We start from the raw sequence: 18023 nt of genomic DNA, 5'->3' as shown, positions 1-18023 counted from the left end.
AATCCGTCGTCAAAATGGTGGGTTTCCTTGACCCTTGGCATTTCGACCCCAGGATGCAGGGAAAGGTAGGAAACGTAGTGAGGTAGTCCGCCCTTTTTGCGAACTCACCACAAAGTAGTCGACTTGCGAGACCATACGCGCTCATGCTTGACAACGGATTTGACGTGAAGCCGAGCGACGTCGATTTGTTCAAGTAGAAGAAGCGGGCGTAGATAGTTTCACGGCCGGCCAAGGTGTGGGCGAGCTTCTTTGTCACCCCTAAACCGCTCAGCAGGAATTCGCCCGCATCGCGATCGGCCGCGGGACTGGCGAACAGCTGATTGGCTTGGGCTTCTCGGCGGTGCGCCGTCTGCCGACGCAACTTGGCGGCTTGTCATGTCTCTACGAACAACTAACATTCCGGCGCCGGCCTTGCATGGAAGCTGCCTTGCGAACGCGTTTGCGTTCGGCAATATTCAGCTGGGGTATTGTATTTCATTGAGATGGCCATCGGTGCCCCGTCGTGTCGCCTTCGTCTGCATAGCATGAACCTGAACTCGGCATCAAATACTCGGGGCCGGCCTTCTGCCAGCCACGCGTACATGACGCGGCGCTCCTGATGGAAGCAGTGCGTACTCAGATAAATATATCAGTCCTGGCTCGACGATCCATTCCCATAACGCGAGAGATTTCACATCGAAGCGACCGTCAGTGAGACGGGGAGCAATACCCATGTAATGATACCGTTGCCCGAGTGTGTCCACAACGACGGCGAAGATAGGTTTGCCCGCAAGGGACCCCACAATCTCGCATTCGCTAGGCGCGACTCTTTCCGCTACGGAAAGTATAAACCCATCGGCTAGGTCCCTGCCCGGCTCTTCACCCAGCCCAGTGATTTCGCGCGTTGTCGCTTTCCAGCCCATTGCCTTCTCACTCGCGCAATGCCCGCCCCATTGCCGCATAGACCGGAGCGCTAAGATACTCCCAAGCCGACCTCGCTCCGGTTGCGATCATGACCTGCGTGCCCATCCCAGTCTGCAACGCTGGACCTGCTTTCAAGGACTGAGGGCTCAAGATGATTCGAGCCGAATAAAAAGCCCGCCCGGTCCGAGAGTCTATCAGCGTGTTTGCTGAAAGGGTGTGAACGTCGCCGATCATTGGGCGCTGATAACGCCTGCTGACTGCGCTGAGCCAAACGGTCGCAGGGAGCCCTACCTTCACCTGGTCTACGTCCAGGGGATCAATGCTTGCGATTACTACGAAGTTATCCTCAAGGGGCACTATATCCATCAACGCATCGCCTGCAGCTATCACGCCCCCGATCGTGTGCACCTTCATCCCCACAATGGTACCCGCCATGGGCGCGCGTATTTCGGTTCGCATCCTCACGTCATCGGCAGCAGCCATCCGCTGCGCGGATTCATATATTTTGGCATGCGCCACCCCCAGCTCCTCGACAATGTCGGCAGCTGTGGATGCGTTAAGTTCAGCGATCTTAAATTTCGTTTCCTCCATTTTCTGCCTGGCGACTCCAATCGACGCCATGTAGCCGCTTAAGGAACCCCCGACATCTGCCTTTTCGGTCTCCAGATCTATCAGGCGCGTCCTCACTACTAACTTCTTTTCATACAATGCACGGACATCGGTTAACTGCTCCTCGATAAGTTCAAGTTTTTTGGCAGCAGCTGTCACCTGCCCTTCAAAGCCTTTTATCTCCATCTGCAAGCTCCCGGTCGTCTGCTGCAGCAGGGAAAGTCTCTCGCCAAGAAGGGTTCGGCGCGTACGAAAGATGCTCTCCTGGCCCGAGATAGCATCAGCTGCCAGTTTGCCGGGCTCTTTTAGCTCAGACGGAATTTCGATTGAGTCCTTTCCGTCTCGCTCGGCGATCAGACGCGCCTCGGCAGCCTTCGCCTCGTACCACTGCGCCTTAATTTCGTTGGCAGCGGCTGTCGAAGCAGTGCTCTGCAATCGCACAAGGACCTGGCCTGGAGATACGCGCTCGCCCTCTTGAACCATTATTTCGGACACGATCCCGCCTTCGAGATGTTGCACCGTCTTAACATTCGAGGCCACCTCCACTAACCCGTTAGCCACGATAGCGCCCTGAATGGGAGCAGCGACAAGCCACATGCCGGTCAGGGTCGAAAAGGCCGCGATTATAACAAAGCCCAGGATAACGAAGCTCCTGCCGAACGGCGCGGGATCTTCGCCGGATTGTTTGGTGCCAATGACGGGCGATGCTGTCATTTGACGCTCCGTAAATCGGCTTTCTCGGGACGACCCCGACGCTCCGAAGGATCGGTGAGTTCAGGCGTGCGGCCGCCCAGGATCAGCGTCCGGTCCACAAGTCCGGCAAGGCGATTCGACTGCCCCGACATGGTGACAACGACCGAGCATCCCGATTCTTTCATGAGTTTTACGGCCGCTTCAAGGGTCCTTCTCGAGGAACCGTCTAAATTGGCGAAAGGCTCGTCCAGCACAACAATTCTCGGCGCGCGAAACAATGCCCTGGCAAGCGCTATTCGTTTCCGTTCACTGCCGGACAGACCGACCGAGTCATCAAGCACAGTGTCGTAGCCTTGGTTCAAGCGAATAATAACGTGGTGAATGCCAGCCATTTTTGCCGCGGAAACCACGTCGTCGATGGAACTCTTTTGAAACCGGGCAATATTCTGTGCGACTGTTCCCTCGAACAGTTCGACTTGCTGTGGCAAATAGCCGATAGCTTCGGATCTGACGGAATCCGGAAGCCGGGTGACGTTCATGTCACCCAGTCGGACCTGTCCGGTTCGAGGCTTGAGCAGACCTATCAGAAGGCGAGAGAGTGTGGTCTTGCCGGTGGCAGCGCGACCGACGACCAGCAGCAACTCGCCCGGCGCCAGCGAAAGGGACAGCTTCCTGAACACGTCCTCCCGGGATCCCGCATGTCTAAACGCAATTTCATCAAGAATTAATGTGCCACGCGGAGTTCCCGGCATCAGCGACGGTTCGCCGTCCGACGGCTTGACAAGTTCCGCCTTGATCTTGGCATATCCTTCGCGCGCTTCTCGAAGGCCTCTGAGTTCCCCAACCGCTTTACCCACCATTCTGTAAGCGAAGTTGGCAATAAGTCGGGCCGCAAATAAGCCACCGAGCGAGGCCTCGTTGTTAAGGAACAGCCATATGCCGGAGGCCAGCAGAATAATGTAGAGGCCACGGTTAAGCACTCGGATTGCGGCATCAAGGCTCGATCCCCACGCATTAAGCCGGTCTCGCTGCAAGAAGCCGTCCACACGGTTCCTGCTCCAACGGCCGGCGATTGCGTCCGCCATTGCGAAGGCACTGACAACGTCTTTGTGCCTTTCCGCGGAAACGAGCACCTCTTTTGCCTGCTTGACGGCATCGCGTTCAGCTTGGCGGGGTTCTCGTGTGAGCTTTTCCTTCAACAGGCTCATGCAAACCAGCAAAACGGTGGCTGCCGTCGCAATAAGACAGAGAACCGGATGAATGAAGTACACGCACAACAGGAAAATGGGCGCCCAAATTACGTCCAACCAAGCAGACAACCCGCGTTCGACAAAGCCGGAGACCTTCTCGATGCTCAGCAGAAGCGGCGGATTGGCGACTCCTGACGTCAATCCGGCTTTCACCGACTGGCTGGTCAACTGATGCTCGATCCAGACTCCCCAGCGAGAAAGCATGCGGCGACGAATAGTTTCCAGCGCGACACCAGCTACCAGCGCAAGTAAGGCAGCAGAGGTCAATATAACAAGGGTTTCCACACTGCGGCTGGAGATAACTCGATCGAATATTTGTATGAGGTAAAGCGGGCCGGTAAACCGGAGGGCATTGATGAACACGCTAAATGTCATGACAGCGGCGAGACCGGGGATCGACCTTCGCCACATGTCGCTGAGGGGCGCGCTAAATCGCCGCCTGCTTCGCATGTTCATCAGCACACTGTCTTTCACGCCCGTCCTACGCTCGTATGCCTGTCAGGCTCGTTAAAAATTCCGGAAAAATTCATAACTCTCGCGTCAAGGTCCTCTTGAGCATTCACCTCGCTTGGTTCAAGTCCGATTTGTACGGCCGGCTCAAGCAGACGTAACACCCGGCCGCCTCCCAAAGCCGGCCAAGCTTCATTCACCAGACTGGACATTTGACTTGCCGGCAGCGGAGGATACCCGAGTGCCTGCACGATGCCGCTTATCGATGACTGGAGTGCACCATGACTTTTCGCCAACACAGCCGCCTCTATAAGTTCTGCCGGCGCCTGCACAGACATCAATTTGGGGATAGAACTTTTGGTCCGTCGCTTGGGGAGATTGACCGAGACGCTTCCATATGGGCTGGGCCAAATTGCCAGGTTGCTGTAGGCACCGTCTCCCAGCTCCGCGAGTATCAATTCACGCGCGACCTTCGCCAAGAAATCGATCCGCAGTTGGTGAGAGTGGGCACGATCCTCACCATCCGGCAGAGTTGTCTCCGATGATTCAGCTATACGGCGAAGATACGGGTTATTGCTCTGCCCATTAGACAACTTTTCTGCAGCCCGGACTCTCAACACCGGGTTCAGTGCGCCGTCCTGGAGTTCCCATGGAGAATAGACGTGCAGTCCGGTGGCCTCCTCAGCCTCTCTGACGCCGAGCGGCGAACGGCCAATTCTGCCACTGATGGCCAACACCTTGTGACCGGCGGCTCGCAGTGTATCAACGCCACACTTTGCTCCCATCGCATCGTAGGAAGCGAATATTGTCCCCAAAGCCATGCTACGAAACGATTCAGCCAGAATTAGCTCTGAGGTTTCCTTCTGCTGCAATCCGTCGGCGATCTCGATGACAGCAACGTCACATCCGGTCTCGGCTGCATGATTTAACAGGCGGAAAGCGCCCTTTTCAACCAACTCAACCGGCGCAAGATACGTTGTTGCAAACCCTGCATCAGTAAAGTCAAGAACAACGTCCGCACCAGCGTCTCGCACAATCCAGGTGTCACCGCCGGACCCTGTACCGGTGATTTTCAATGCAGCAACCTTAAGCCCCAACTTCTTGAATCCTCTAACCAGCGACGTGGCCGTCAGCGTCTTTCCGGCATTCATAGAAGTTCCAAGGGAAAGAACGATTGGTAAGGAAGGGCGCAAGTCGTCGGAGCTTACCTTATAATCCCACACGTTTAGCCGGCGACCGAACTTATCGCCGATCAGGCCGAGGGGGGTAATCTTTGTTGGAGGAGCCATCCGATCATGCCTGGAGAGCTCGCAAGCAGCGATCCCTCCCCCAGCTACCAAGTCACACGGCCCAAGATCGGGCCCAATTGTGGCCTCGAACTGGTCGGGTGCGTATCGGTTTCCATAGCAGAGGATTATCTCATCCCCGGGAAACATAATCGCCTTCCTGCCATTGATGAGCTCCAACCTGCTATGGTTGCCGAGTTCGTCCACTCGAGCCAGGACAAGGTCTCCTGCGACAGGCTGTAAAGACCCATTTATGAGCGTGCGCATATGAGAGGCCGCGACGCGACGAGTGGCGAATGCACGCTTGGCTTTCTTCATGCGCCCGCGCTGAATTCTACAAACAGACATGATAACACCCCAACGCTACTGAAGTTTCACAGACATTACTTTTTTTGTTAAACTTTTATTTAATTTTGTTTAGGCTCATTCCAAGCCTCTGCTGTTTTTTTTCGTTGCGTTAATCATTAGCTAACCATAATATAACGGCGGGTTGCACGCAAGCACGATGAGGGTCTAGACCTCCAAGGCCGGACCGGAAATGTGAATTCTGGGATAATGCGGATGGTTAAAGCATGCCAAACCGAAGAGTTGGGTCCATTTGAGGTAGCCGGTTTCAAGACATTGTCCGGGCTCAACATGTATAATGCAAATACGGTTGTTAAATTAACCCTGAATTTAGGTCAGATGGCGACCGCTCGCGTTTCCAGTTTTTCTCCTACGGCCCGCTCCGGGCTTTATGAACTGTTCCCGCAATGTGATCAGGATGTTGTGGTGCCCTCGTATTTGGCAGATGCAATCCTGGCTGCGGATCTTGAGCTTCGCCGCGCAATGAATTTCTATTCGTTTTCGATGGAGTCATCGCGGGTGAGCGGTCCGGACGAGGGCAATCCCGTGATCGTTTGGGAGTCTGACGACCCGCAGATGTCGCGCGCGGCTGCGGCGGCTGTCATTGAGGCGGTCGGAGAGGCCGCACGAGACGGGGATGCGTCAGCGAAGTATTCCGTTGCCCGCGAACTGAATCTGGAAAGAGCAAAGAAAAGGCGTCTTTCAAATTCGACCGCTGTTCTGGTCGCCGCAGCCAAGAGAAATCGAATCCCCTTCGAGTTTGTCGCCCGCAATCACCTCCGCCTCGGCCAAGGTAGGCATCAGAAGCAGCTTTTCTCCACGATATCGGGATCGACGTCGTTTGCCTCGGCAAAGGTGGCCTTGGACAAAAGGCTGGGCAACAGGCTTTTGGCGCAGGCAGGCATACCGGTACCTCGCCAACTTACTGTCCGCAGCAAGGCAGAGGCAGTCGCCGCCGCTAAACATTTGGGTAGGACGGTTGTAGTTAAACCCGCTCAAGCAAATCAAGGGCGCGGAGTTACTGTCAAACTACGGGGACGACGCGCCGTCGAGGCAGCGTTCGACATAGCCCAATCGGAGCGCTGCGGGGTGTTGGTCGAACAGTTTGTCGCTGGGCCCGAATATAGAGTGACAATTGTCGATTTTTGCGTCGTGGCGGCGGTCCTGTGTTGCCCGCCCGAGGTAACCGGTGACGGCGAAAAGACTCTGCGCCAGTTGGTTGATGAGTTAAATCGAGAACCCGACAGGGACGGGAGGCGTCTATCGCGTCTGGAAGTTGACGACGAACTTCTTCGGCACCTGGCCCACCATCGTCTTTCATTGGCGTCCGTGCCCATTGCTGGGCAAAGGGTGGTTCTGCGACCGAACGGTCATCTCGCACGCGGCGGTGTCCCAGTCGACATCACCAACTCCGTCCATGCGGATAATCAGAAGTTATGCGAGCGCATTGCCAAGGTCATAGGCCTCAGTATTGCCGGAATAGATCTAATCATGCCCGACATTGCGCAATCTCACAAAGAGGTCGGCTGCTCTGTCATCGAGGTGAACGCACGACCAGGGATCGAGTTTCATCTTTGGCCGCGGGCCGGCACGGCAAGAGATGTGAGTGAAATAATCCTGGCAAATATGTACAGCGATGCAAAATCATCCGAAGTCGCTACCGTACTCGTTATTGGCGACCGGCATACCGGCATGGCGGCAAAAGCAATCGAGCATAGATTACATGCAGAGGGACGAAGTACCGGCCTTCTGTCTAAAAGAGGAGCATATATCAACTCCGTTCCGCAAGAATTTGCCCAGCGAATAAATCCGCAGATGTTGGCCAGGGATCCTTCTTTGGAAGCCCTTATTTACGCGGCCTCTCCGGCAAGAATCTTGGAAAATGGGCTTGGTTTGGGCACTTGCCACGCCATTTCCTTGACGGTGACCAACGAAGAGAATCGCGGAAGCCTTGAAGTTCTGGCCAAGACGGTGCTGAATCACGCCAACCGCGGATATTTCATCGTTGACAAGGAAGACATTGTTTCAAGGCACGCATTGTCGCGCATGCCGTCTGAAAAATTAATTCTGACAAGCACCGACACTGAGCTTGGGTCTGACTTGAGAAGCCATCTGCAAGGCGGCGGATTGGCTGTCTCGCTGCGATGGAGCACCGACGGTTCCGGCCCTAAAATGGCGCTTGTGTCGGTCTCTGGCGAGCTTGTGGCGGAACCTGCCACCTTTGCGTCGCGGTCCCCGCAGCTCAGGGGCGCAATGCATGCAATGGCGGTTTCATATCTGGCAAAACGGGATGGCTGGTTCGATGAGGCAGCGTCCCCACTTTCTAATCAGTCCCAAGCGAACGCAGTTCAACCGCAGAGAGAAGTGTCTCTGCTTGAGTAAAGGGAGTAACGCTTATGAATACTGTTTCAGTGACTACCACACCAAACGTTTCGGAAGGTGATGCAGCCGCACTAGTTGCCCTAACTCTGCAACGCTAGAGGAACAAGACGGGGGAACCCCGTACTCGCGTAAGGATGTCCTACAAAACTTTCAGGCGCCTGACCGGACGGCGCACCGGTGGCGCGAAGTTCGTCAGAGAATTCTCCGCAGAGATGGTGAACCTGGGTTGGCTGATGGTCCGAATGCCGTCGGCGTTGGGTTTCGTGCGCGCGACGTCCGTCGACAAATGGCCCCGCACAAAATCGAACTTGGTGGCGAAAGAACTCAAACTTATTGACGATGGAGCTTTGGAGGAGGCTTTGAACATTGCTCGGCAAGAACTGGGTGAACCCGGTCAGGCGGGCATGTCACTAAACGGTCATAGCGCGCCTGTTGTGAAAGGACCAGCTGCGAAGGACAGGTAGGTAACGTTTGCAGCTTAACACCAGCAGGCGACTGGCTTCGGAGTACGTTAACTTGGGCGGACGGCCGTGCTAGGCAACCGGGGCGCGAGTTCGGCTGGGAATAACCCTGCGATGTTTCACACGCCAGTACTTGAGTTGACGCGGGTGCTCATTAGCCATCCGGTGCGCGCTCATCTCACACTCGCCGCCCCGCGTCGACAACGGGGTGGAGTGGAGCTGCACCATTTTGCGCAATATAAGTTTGCCGTATCGGTGCTCGACACAAGAAGAACAGCTACTTATTCGAGGGATTCAATATGGCGACTGGCTTCGTCTACCTTTGGGAGTCCTGCGACTCGGACTTCACTGGTGGCCGCGTGCAACTAGCCGAAGTCGAATTGCCTTATCTTTACCAAGATGCCGACAGGCAACGACTGCGCGGGCGGTACGTCGACGTAATCAGCCATCAAGGCGTGAAGGCGCCCTGCCCGTCAGGTTTAAATGGCGCTGCCTTGGCCGGGCCGGACGGTAACTTTACGTTCAAACCGTTTGGCGGTGGAAGTTGTTATGGTGAGCAGGAAGGCCGTGACGCAGCCACGCATTTCGGCCAGGTCAACGTCTATTACCATGTATCCTTGGTGAGCCACCGCGTGAACGAGGTGCTTCGTTCACTTGGCGCGCGGCCCTTGCCCAAGGTCAGAGCTATCGTCAATGCACAACAGTTAAAAAAGAAGGGAAGCCCTGAGGCCATCCGCACGGTGGTACCGATCAGGGATACTAAGTACCGGTACCCTGCGATAATGGAAAATCTCGATGATTTTTCAATCCCCCTCTGCGGTGAACTGCTCTTTGGCCCGGGCCGCGAGGTTACCACGGAAGGGTGGCTGCCGCGGATTTCGGGCGGCGCTTATTTGTGCGATCCATCCCACGATGCCGGCATCATATACCAGTCGTTCGGACTTCATGTTGTGCGCCACACCGCCGACGTGCAGGCCGACAGCTTGCATGCTCCGCGGGTTGCATTCAGCAGACCGACCGCCCTTGAGGTCGCGGCGAGCATGTACTTGGCGGGCGCAATGCTCTCTACCCCATATATCTCGAGCTGGCATGTTCTTCACGATGCCGAGTTCGTGCCAGCGCACAGCCTCGCCAACGACGCCCAAATAGACGATACCGAAACAGCGCCGCAAGAGGCTCTCGTCGCGCAGGCCGTCGCAGCGGCATTATGGGATCTGCATAAGGCACTTCCTCAGGACAAATCTGTCTGCATGGAGTTGATCCTTGGGGCCCTTTTGCACCTCGGGCGGCTTTCTGACAGCCCGTACGCACCTTCCCGGATTCCAACCAGAGCGATCAGATCATCGGCACGAAGTTTTGCCTCGTGCTTGCTTCATACGGACCAAGTAAGGTTCGGCGGCTATCACGAAGAGCTGATCCGAAATGTCCTCGAGAGGCGCGGGATAGGCTTTAGTTCATACGTGACTAGTATGTTGCTGGCCCCCTTGGTTCCGCCTCTCGCCTATAGCCTCAGGGAGTCGGAGGCAGTGCGGGGGCATGTTGCCAAAATTCGCGATAAGTTCGCGGAGGTGATAATTCCGGATGATGTTGATCTAATCGACCCGGACAAACTCGAGTCATTCCTATTGTCATCCGGCACCGCCCCGTACCACCTAGCAGCGGTCGGAGATGTGATGACTGGGATGCGGATGCGGCATAGAATCCGCAGGTTCGGCACAGACTATGCCTTCGCATGGGTCAGGCCGGTCTTTAAGCGCACGGCCCTGATAACCGGGAACCTGGAAGGGCCATTCTCCAGCGTCACTGAGAAGGCAAATACCACTCGAAACTATTCATACAAAGTCGATCCCCGAACGGTTTCTGTCCTGCGCCGCGCCGGTTTTGCTGCAATGACCATCGCGAACAACCATATTCAGGATTGTGGCCGCGATGGCGTTATCGAGACTTTAGATACCTTGGAGAGACACTGTATCAAGCCGTACGGTGGCGGAAAAAACCAGGACGTTGCGCACAACCCGGCGATATACGATGGCACAGATATTCGCATCGGGCTGCTGGGTTATTACTGGAACCGTCGAACGGCGGCTCGTAGCGATCTCCCAGGGTCGGCACAGGATCTGCCCGACCTGGTGGAGCGGGATCTTGCGCGACTGCGTCCGCTGGTCGACCGGATCGCCGTGATGGTACATTGGGGTGTGCCTTACCAGCGCGAACCCACCGAGGAAGACCGTGTCAAAGCACAATTGTTCATTGACTTGGGCGCCGACGCGGTAATTGGACACCACCCGCATATCCTTCAGCCGATAGAAATATATAAGCGCCGGCCTATATTATACAGTATTGGAAACTTTTCTTTTGGATCAGGTAACAGCAAAGGTGAATCTATATTGCCTTGCTTTCGTTTCAGACAGGAAACAATAAACTTGGACATCTTTCCAATATACGTCCAAAACAGAGATCCACGTCTGGATTATCAACCTAAGATAATGGGAGGGAATGCCGGGCGAGCTACAATCGACCGGCTGATTAACATGTCGCCTAGCCTGATCGGTGCGATTGACGAAATTCAAGATCGTTGCTTGAGAATATCAATACCGTCCCTCTGAGATGTTCATGTGTCAGACCGCATCAACTGGCAAGATCACGTAATGTCCTTGAAAGCGCTGAGTGCCGCCTGCTTTACGCTAGCAGAACCTTGCCTACGCAAAGGCCCCAGTGGCTAGGATCGAACTTGCGGGTAGCAGGAATATTCAGACGCCTGTCAGATTGGGAGACGGTGAATTTACAGCGGGGCTTGAAGCCCTTCGGATCGTCAGCCCACTATATCGGTCTTGAAAGCGACTGACAGATAAATGGACATGGAGGAGACTTGGCTGAGCGAGCCGTTTTAGGAAAGGAGATTCCCGCCAGTCCGTGATGCGAAGACGAGCGTGAGACGACTATTCGAAGTCGAGATGAGTGCCACTGCGATCATTCGGCGAACAGGAGCGGAAATGAATCCTTGGGCGAAGGCTGAGCTGGCGCAGATTACCGGAGGCACGTGGGAGGGCGACCTGCCGGAAGCCTGGACGACGGAACGTATAGCGTTTTGGGACGCCTTGGTCTGCCCGGGTGCGCTTGTGATCCCACATGTTAGCACGTACCGATACGGCGTGGACAAGTTAAAGATCGAGCGAGACGCACAACGGGGGCTCGCACTCTTCGTGGACGAAGAGTTCCAATCCGACAACGAAGAATTTCCGTTGCTACGGGTCGCCTCGGTCCGCATCGCCATGCGGCGCCTAGCCGAGCATGCGCGAGCAGCCTACAGCGGCCGCCTCATCGCAACGAGCGGCAGCGTCGGGAAAACCAGCACGACGGCTATGATCAACGCCATTCTCACCGCCACCGGTCACCCACAGTTTCCCGGAGGGAACTTCAATACCGTCTCCGGCGTGCTCGGTCTCATCGCTAACCTTCCACGCAGTGGTATTCATACAACCGAGGTATCCATTGGATTTTTTCGACGCCTCCAAGACCTGTTTGCGCTCAAGCCGCACGTCGCTCTTATTACCTCTATCGGTGACGCCCACCTCGAAGAGTATGGATCGCGCAGGGCCATCGCCGAGTTGAAAGCTCGCGTGTATGATGTTGCTGAGGGCGGAACAGCGATTGTCCCTCGAGATTCAGAGTATTTCAACTACCTTCGCGAACGCGCCCTGTCGTTTGGGGCAAGAGTCGTGTCGTTTGGCGAACATTCCGAAGCCGATTACCGGCTCGAGACCTATTCGCCTGGAGACAACATGGTCAGCGCGGTCCTGAAAGGCAAATATCGCCGCTACAAAATCCGCAATCCTGGACGTCATATGGCGTTGAACAGCCTTTGTGCCCTGGCTGCGGCCGATTCTCTTGGTCTTGATTTGCATGTTGCGACCAATGCCCTGGCTGTGACGGAAGCTGTCCACGGACGGGGGGAAGTCATACGTATTGCCCTCGCATCGGGTGAGGTCCAAATCGTCAATGAAGCCTACAATGCAAATCCTACGTCTGTAGCCGCCGTGTTGGCGGCATTTGCTGAGCAGCGCCGTCCCGCGGGCGGCCGAAAGCTTGCTCTCCTAGGGGACATGCTGGAACTCGGGCCGATGTCGGCCAAATTTCACGCCAGTTTAGCGGAGCCAATCCTCGCGGCTGACCTCGATATGGTGATGACGGTCGGAGAGCAGATGAGATATCTCCGCCGTACGCTACCGGAATACCTCTTGGGCCCACACTTCGCGACCGCGGACAACGTCTTGGCCGGACTTGCCACTATTTTGCGGGCAAACGATATCCTTCTTGTGAAGGGTTCAAATGCTGTGGGTTTGAATGAAATTATAGTTTCCTTGGGCCGGCAATTCAGATCCCATCAATGATATTCGACTTAGAGCAAGATGATGAGTAGTAGCATTTCAGCCTTTGCCTGATGATTGCGTAACGCATGGGATATACGCAAAGCAGACCGCCGGAGGACACTTGGTGTCGCTGCCCAACTCATCTGCTCACGTTGAGCCACGAATTTAAAATCTTTTGCAAGGATCGAAAGTCGGGAGATGACCAAATCGCGGCTACGACCGCAAACCGAAGCGTGGTGAGATGGGAGCTTGATTTCGTAGATACCACCAACCCAAATCATCTTTCCTAAGTCTAATTTGCTTATCGAAAGAGCCCGGCACTGTCGCGCGTTTCCTTAGTTCGGCTAAGACTAATGCTGCTTGACCTGCATTTACAGGGCGCGTGCGGAAATTTGTGACACGATTGTCGCAAGCCACCGGATACAGTCGCAATTCCGCTTGCCCCGGACCTAGATGCAACTGCGCAATGAGACTGTATGGGAACCCACTCTCCTCCGCATATCGGCCCGGAGCATTGTAAACGAAGTTACCCAACGAGCAAACCAACGTTCCCTCATTGCAAAACTCCACCTGCTGGAGAGAATGGGCTCCATGCCCGATGACCAAATCCACCCCGGCATGCATCGCTTCTTTCGCTACTGCGAACATCTCCCGCGTCGCCCAGCGATAATTCTTGGCACCGCCCCAATGCGGCTGAAACACAATCATTGCATCAGGAAATGCGACCCGGTAGCGTCGCACTAGCTCGGGCAAGAGATGCAAGAAACCCTTCCCAAACCCAGCCACCCCCGGCGTGGTTGGTCCAGCATAAAATTTGAAATTCTGATCGTAGTCTGCGCGGTACTCAAAAGCCGAAAACACTAGTATTTGTACAACACCCAGATCGATCAAAAGTGGCGTTGTTGCTCCGGCAAGATCAGAACCCATGCCGATCGAAAGAATCCCGCTGGAGGATAATGCCTCTCTCATCGCTATCGCCGGCCCTTGTCCAAAGTCCATCGCACGATTGTTACCAAGCGTCACGGCGTCTACCCCTAGGCGCCGAAGGACGCTTAGCGTGCGCTGAGGTTCTTCCCAAGACAGATATTTCTTCATTCCTCCGAAGATGTCCGGTGGCGAAACTGCGAGGACCGTCTCGAGGTTAAGGATCAACGCTGCACGATCGGAGATCAGCGGCTGCAGGGCGTCAAAGAAGCTGTCGGGCGCTGCAGTTATGCGGTTGCGTACCTCGGCCCATCGATCGCCCAGGTTCTCGTCACCAAGACTTGTGTCTCCACCAAAGACAATTGTCGGCATTGCGGCTTGGGAGACGTCTAGCCTGTGAAAAGGCAAGTCCGGACCAGCCGAAATCACCGGAGCAGGCGCTTTGGCTCGGGCTGGCATCCGAATAGGTTCTGGCCTACCGATGGCTCGCACATCATTTGGCTGGTGTAGCCCCGGAAATAGCTGCCTGTCGCAAGTTTCAGCAATAAGTCGGCATGCATCAATTGGCGTGCCGTGTGCTGGGTACATATAGAGCCCGAGCCCCGGTCGATTGTTGGCTTCGATGATAATGTAACTACCTGTGTGCGGCGCTGTGGTGTGATCATAAGCCATGACATCGAGGCCGATCACATCCAAGCCGGGCGCGATCTGCGTCGCTCTTTCGGCGATACGTCGCATCTCCGGGTGTACGCTGTCGGTGATGTTTCTCGTTTCCCCTCCAAGCAGCCAACCGGATTTGGCAGCAAGAGGAACGATCCGGCCGTTTGATGGAACATCATCAACCGTCATTCCCTGCCCGGACAAGAAGTTTTCGCGTGCGGTGTCGACCTGGATTGGATAGTACGACAGATGGGGATTGCGAGCCCGCCGGGCATTTTTTTCATCGATGAGGGCGGCAATGGTTCGCTGTCCATCGCCGAGAACGTGGGCAATAACCTTCTCGATGACCGCAACGCAATGTCCATCTATGACCAGATAACGCGCTTCGACTGCATTGCTAAAAAATGCTTCGATGAGAATGCCCTTTGAAGACTCTAAACTAGCCAAACCCCAGGCTTTGTCCAATGTCTCGGGCGTCACATCCACGGTGACCCCCCTGCCCTTTCTTCCGTCCGCAGGCTTGACTACAACGCTACCCATCCGTGCCACCAAGGGGCGCGCAGTCTCTAACTGATCGAAAACAAAGAAGTGCTGCTGGGCGACCTCTAGGCCTTGTTCTCTTAGGATCTGTGAAGTGAGTACCTTGTCTTTTAAGATGCGGCTCCCCAAGCGAGACATAAAACTCGTTTCACTCTCGAACAGATAACAACACCGGCCGCTTTTTTTCACTCGTAACAAATCGCCAACTTGCGTTGATGTGTACCCAAGTGATTTGAACGCGGCCTTCATGGACTGCGCCGTCCGAAACTGGGGCATTCCGTCGTAAACATTGATTGGACCCAGAAGAGGTATCTTTACCATTTGATCCACCGGTTAAATCCAACTCGGCCACTCTAACCGAGTCAAGGACCTGAGAAGTCCGACATCTTATATCAACGGCCTCAGCCACTTGGTTAAGGACGAAGATCGAATTCCCAGGTAGGTGAAACCGCTCGCGCCTTGTTGTTGTTTCGCGGTGTTGGCAACTCAAGTACGTCAATCCATAACGTGTCGATAGCGGCACAATGGGTAGAGATTGATGAAGCCTGGGCTTGCCGCGCAAAACACCTCGGGCGGTACGATCACTTCCCGGAGGCACGTATGAGGCCTAGAGCCCGGCTCTCGCTTTCCCGCTTGCGAGCACTCGACTGTTATATTATGATTAGCTAATAATCAACAGAACCGCACGCAGACACAAGACTGTAGTACTTTATTGAAATTTGAAATAACCCTCGGGCTGGGGAGCCTAGGTGTGAAACATGGGTGGGGCGCGTATCATGTCCTTGGTCAGAGTTCAACGCGGTCGGACGAGTAAAGGGGCCGAGGCATCTCGCATTCAGTCGCTTGTCAACGATCGCACCGGTGACTTTATTTTAGAGGACGCAGATAAACTAGCCAGACACAGGGGGGCGGAGTTCAGCTACACGAGGCAAGCTGGGTTCCGTAATTTCGTGCCAGCCCGCCTGATCAATACGATCGATGACCTGCGCAACGCCATGACGCGGGAAACAGCCTCTGGTGCGGCATTTGTCGACTACCTGCTCGACGGCCCGTACCAGTCGGGAAAGGGCGTTTGGATCAATCGACGTAGTGAAATCATTGATTTCTACCGCAGGTTAATTTCCCAGTGCCCCGATCTTGAATCAGAGTGTCCATATGGGGAGTACTACCGGACGAGCAATGTGCGAACGCGGGGCGACAACAAGGTCACCCTCAAATCTATCCAGGATGCACCCGTCAATCATCAGCAGGCCATCGTAGAGCACCGGCACAATCGCACGCTTGGCCGGCAGAGGCCCGTAGTCATGTTTGCCGGAGGACCTGCAGCGAAGATCGCCGCCATAATCACGTCGATGGCTACCGCGGATGGAGCAAAGCGGTATGAGGTGAAATTCGCCCTCGACGGGGCAGAGCAGTCCAACGAGAGCGGTTCCGCGAGTTACGAGCACATCAACCACGCTAATGCACTTAACGCCGAACAGGACAACACAGGTCTCGGGATTCTTTTCTCGGCTGTGAAGCGGGCTCTCCTGGGCGAGGCCGATCCGGCAGTAGCCCTCTCAGTTGACTATAAAAAAGTTGATCTATGGCCCCGCGCGGTCGCCGCTCGCGATATTCCGATCTATCTCAGCAATGAGTTCCACGGACGCTTGCAAACGATAAAGGCGATGCTTGGTCTCCAAAACGACCACGTGAAGAGCCGTCTCGCCTCCAAGGCATCAAGCGACATACTGAGCTATCTCGAACAGTGCCTCGGCTGTTCGTTTCGACTTCCAAATGAGGTTCGAAGGGCTATCTTCCTTTACTTCACACAATCTCATTTCAGGCATTCGCTGAAAGACAATGCCGCACTTGAAACAGAAGTTGGGCTCCGCCCACAAGCACTTTCGGCTGAAGACCTCACGCGTCTGTATGGCGCAAGCATTCTCAAGAAAATTGTTGCGGCGGATCTGTTCCCGGAGAATGCCTGCATCCGGCATGGCTTCGATGCCATTTGCCGCGGCATCCTCGTGCGTCACGATGCGGAATACCTGCACAGGCGCGCCATACGCCACATCTACCTGGAGAACGTAGGTGATACGACCAAAGCCGTTGCCGTCGTCGTTGAATCGCTTGTGACCGGCGAGCAAAAGTGTCTGCCCGTCGACCATTTGGCTCTTTCACTAGGGCCGACGGCGACATTTCACTATGGCGATAACCCAGGTCTGGCCAACAGAACCTTGGACCGGATGAAGATTGGCTTGCCCATTCCATACCAGACCATTGCCGCAGGCTTCTCCGCACAGGTTCTTTTCCGGATTACCGATCCTGTTAAAGCTGACAACATTCCGTTCACGGGAATGAAACAAACCCATTTCGTCGAAATCGGCAGAACCACCACTCATGTATTGATGAAGGTGACTTGCGGTGGTGTAATTGGACTGCCTGTCTATAGCCGAAGTTACGGCCTCAGCGCGTTAGCGAGTCTCCTAAGAACGATCACGCCTGACATGGGATTGCAATTTGAAGACGTGGTTTGCGCCTGGCCCTGCACCCGTGCCGTCAACGCCTCCAACAACGGTCAGATCGTACAGATTGCTCAAAATAGCGTAGTGCGTTTCGGCGAAGGCGGAACGGGTATGTCGAAGATGGCAACGAACGCGCAAACTATGATTGATCTACTTGGCTTGGATTGGCCTTTGCCTTCAAACCTTAGGATTCCTCGCGGGCTTTATGAGCACACAATCATCAGTCGCGCTCGCCGCATTAAGAGCCGGCTTTTCAAAAGTCGCTAGAGGTGCGCGGACACCCCTCCTGGGTGCCAACTAGAACGCTGTACGAGTTCGTAGGAAGTGGAACAACTCTTTACCTAAAAGCAGCTCGCATCCATTTTGCATCATCAGGGTTCAGATGAAGCGAAGATCGTCATCGGGAGTGGCACGTGCGTTATGCAATCCATCTGTTGGCCGCGGCGGTAGTCGGCTGCTGTCTGGTTTATTCCGACTGGGCGCTGGCCTGGAAGGTAGGCAACGGGACAACGACTGCGAACGTCAATGGCACGAAGCTGACCGTATACACATACCATCCAAAAAATTGCAGCAATCCCTCAATTCTGTTCGTCTTCCACGGGCTGAGTCGAACGGCTTCGTCCTACAGAGACTACGCACGACC

The 18023-nt window shown here is 55.1% G+C and carries 9 protein-coding genes; 5 read left to right on the top strand and 4 right to left on the bottom strand.

The genetic code is table 11. The features are described from left to right. Window positions 1-909: 909 nt before the first annotated feature. Genes NKH97_RS16935 through NKH97_RS16925 form a run of 3 tightly spaced genes read right to left on the bottom strand, consistent with a single transcriptional unit; the run spans window position 910 to window position 5509 of the window. Entirely contained in the window at window positions 910-2226 is a 1317-nt protein-coding gene (locus tag NKH97_RS16935) for an HlyD family type I secretion periplasmic adaptor subunit (protein ID WP_352760971.1), read from the bottom strand. Further along, complete coding sequence (locus NKH97_RS16930) at window positions 2223-3929, bottom strand: type I secretion system permease/ATPase (protein ID WP_352760969.1); 1707 nt, start codon at window positions 3927-3929, stop codon at window positions 2223-2225. The genes NKH97_RS16935 and NKH97_RS16930 overlap by 4 nt, the downstream gene beginning before the upstream one ends. After that, the gene (locus NKH97_RS16925) at window positions 3926-5509 is read right to left on the bottom strand and encodes a hypothetical protein (protein ID WP_352760966.1); all 1584 of its coding nucleotides are present in this window, start codon (window positions 5507-5509) and stop codon (window positions 3926-3928) included. Before NKH97_RS16925 ends, NKH97_RS16930 begins: the two co-directional genes overlap by 4 nt. A 243-nt stretch (window positions 5510-5752) precedes the next feature. Here NKH97_RS16925 and NKH97_RS16920 point away from each other — a divergent pair, with 243 nt between their 5' ends. The 4 genes from NKH97_RS16920 (at window position 5753) to NKH97_RS16905 (ending at window position 12770) form a co-directional block, all read left to right on the top strand. Further along, entirely contained in the window at window positions 5753-7918 is a 2166-nt protein-coding gene (locus NKH97_RS16920) for an ATP-grasp domain-containing protein (RefSeq protein ID WP_352760964.1), read from the top strand. A gap of 134 nt (window positions 7919-8052) precedes the next feature. After that, on the top strand, window positions 8053-8382 hold the full coding sequence (locus NKH97_RS16915; protein ID WP_352760962.1) for a hypothetical protein: 330 nt from the start codon (window positions 8053-8055) through the stop codon (window positions 8380-8382). A 296-nt stretch (window positions 8383-8678) separates the two neighbouring features. Beyond that, the gene (locus NKH97_RS16910) at window positions 8679-10985 is read left to right on the top strand and encodes a CapA family protein (RefSeq protein ID WP_352798025.1); all 2307 of its coding nucleotides are present in this window, start codon (window positions 8679-8681) and stop codon (window positions 10983-10985) included. 387 nt (window positions 10986-11372) lie between these two features. Next, on the top strand, window positions 11373-12770 hold the full coding sequence (locus NKH97_RS16905; RefSeq protein ID WP_352798023.1) for a UDP-N-acetylmuramoyl-tripeptide--D-alanyl-D-alanine ligase: 1398 nt from the start codon (window positions 11373-11375) through the stop codon (window positions 12768-12770). A 192-nt stretch (window positions 12771-12962) separates the two neighbouring features. On the opposite strand, the gene NKH97_RS16900 is transcribed toward NKH97_RS16905, so the two are convergent. Further along, entirely contained in the window at window positions 12963-15122 is a 2160-nt protein-coding gene (locus NKH97_RS16900; RefSeq protein WP_352760953.1) for a CapA family protein, read from the bottom strand. Between the two features lie 527 nt (window positions 15123-15649). On the opposite strand from NKH97_RS16900, the gene NKH97_RS16895 reads away from it, so the two are divergent. Then, entirely contained in the window at window positions 15650-17647 is a 1998-nt protein-coding gene (locus NKH97_RS16895) for a hypothetical protein (RefSeq protein WP_352760952.1), read from the top strand. Window positions 17648-18023: the final 376 nt, after the last annotated feature.

Source organism: Mesorhizobium sp. M0870, from assembly GCF_040319775.1.
In the GTDB taxonomy this organism is placed as follows: domain Bacteria; phylum Pseudomonadota; class Alphaproteobacteria; order Rhizobiales; family Rhizobiaceae; genus Mesorhizobium.
This window is presented reverse-complemented; position numbering and strand designations above follow the sequence as displayed.

Excerpts from the sequence above, each read along its gene's own strand:
- NKH97_RS16935 (WP_352760971.1), bottom strand. The coding sequence starts at position 2,226 with ATGACAGCATCGCCCGTCATTGGCACCAAACAATCCGGCGAAGATCCC.
- NKH97_RS16925 (WP_352760966.1), bottom strand. The coding sequence starts at position 5,509 with ATGAAGAAAGCCAAGCGTGCATTCGCCACTCGTCGCGTCGCGGCCTCT.
- NKH97_RS16920 (WP_352760964.1), top strand. The coding sequence starts at position 5,753 with ATGGTTAAAGCATGCCAAACCGAAGAGTTGGGTCCATTTGAGGTAGCC.
- NKH97_RS16915 (WP_352760962.1), top strand. The coding sequence starts at position 8,053 with ATGTCCTACAAAACTTTCAGGCGCCTGACCGGACGGCGCACCGGTGGC.
- NKH97_RS16910 (WP_352798025.1), top strand. The coding sequence starts at position 8,679 with ATGGCGACTGGCTTCGTCTACCTTTGGGAGTCCTGCGACTCGGACTTC.
- NKH97_RS16905 (WP_352798023.1), top strand. The coding sequence starts at position 11,373 with ATGAATCCTTGGGCGAAGGCTGAGCTGGCGCAGATTACCGGAGGCACG.
- NKH97_RS16900 (WP_352760953.1), bottom strand. The coding sequence starts at position 15,122 with ATGAAGGCCGCGTTCAAATCACTTGGGTACACATCAACGCAAGTTGGC.
- NKH97_RS16895 (WP_352760952.1), top strand. The coding sequence starts at position 15,650 with ATGTCCTTGGTCAGAGTTCAACGCGGTCGGACGAGTAAAGGGGCCGAG.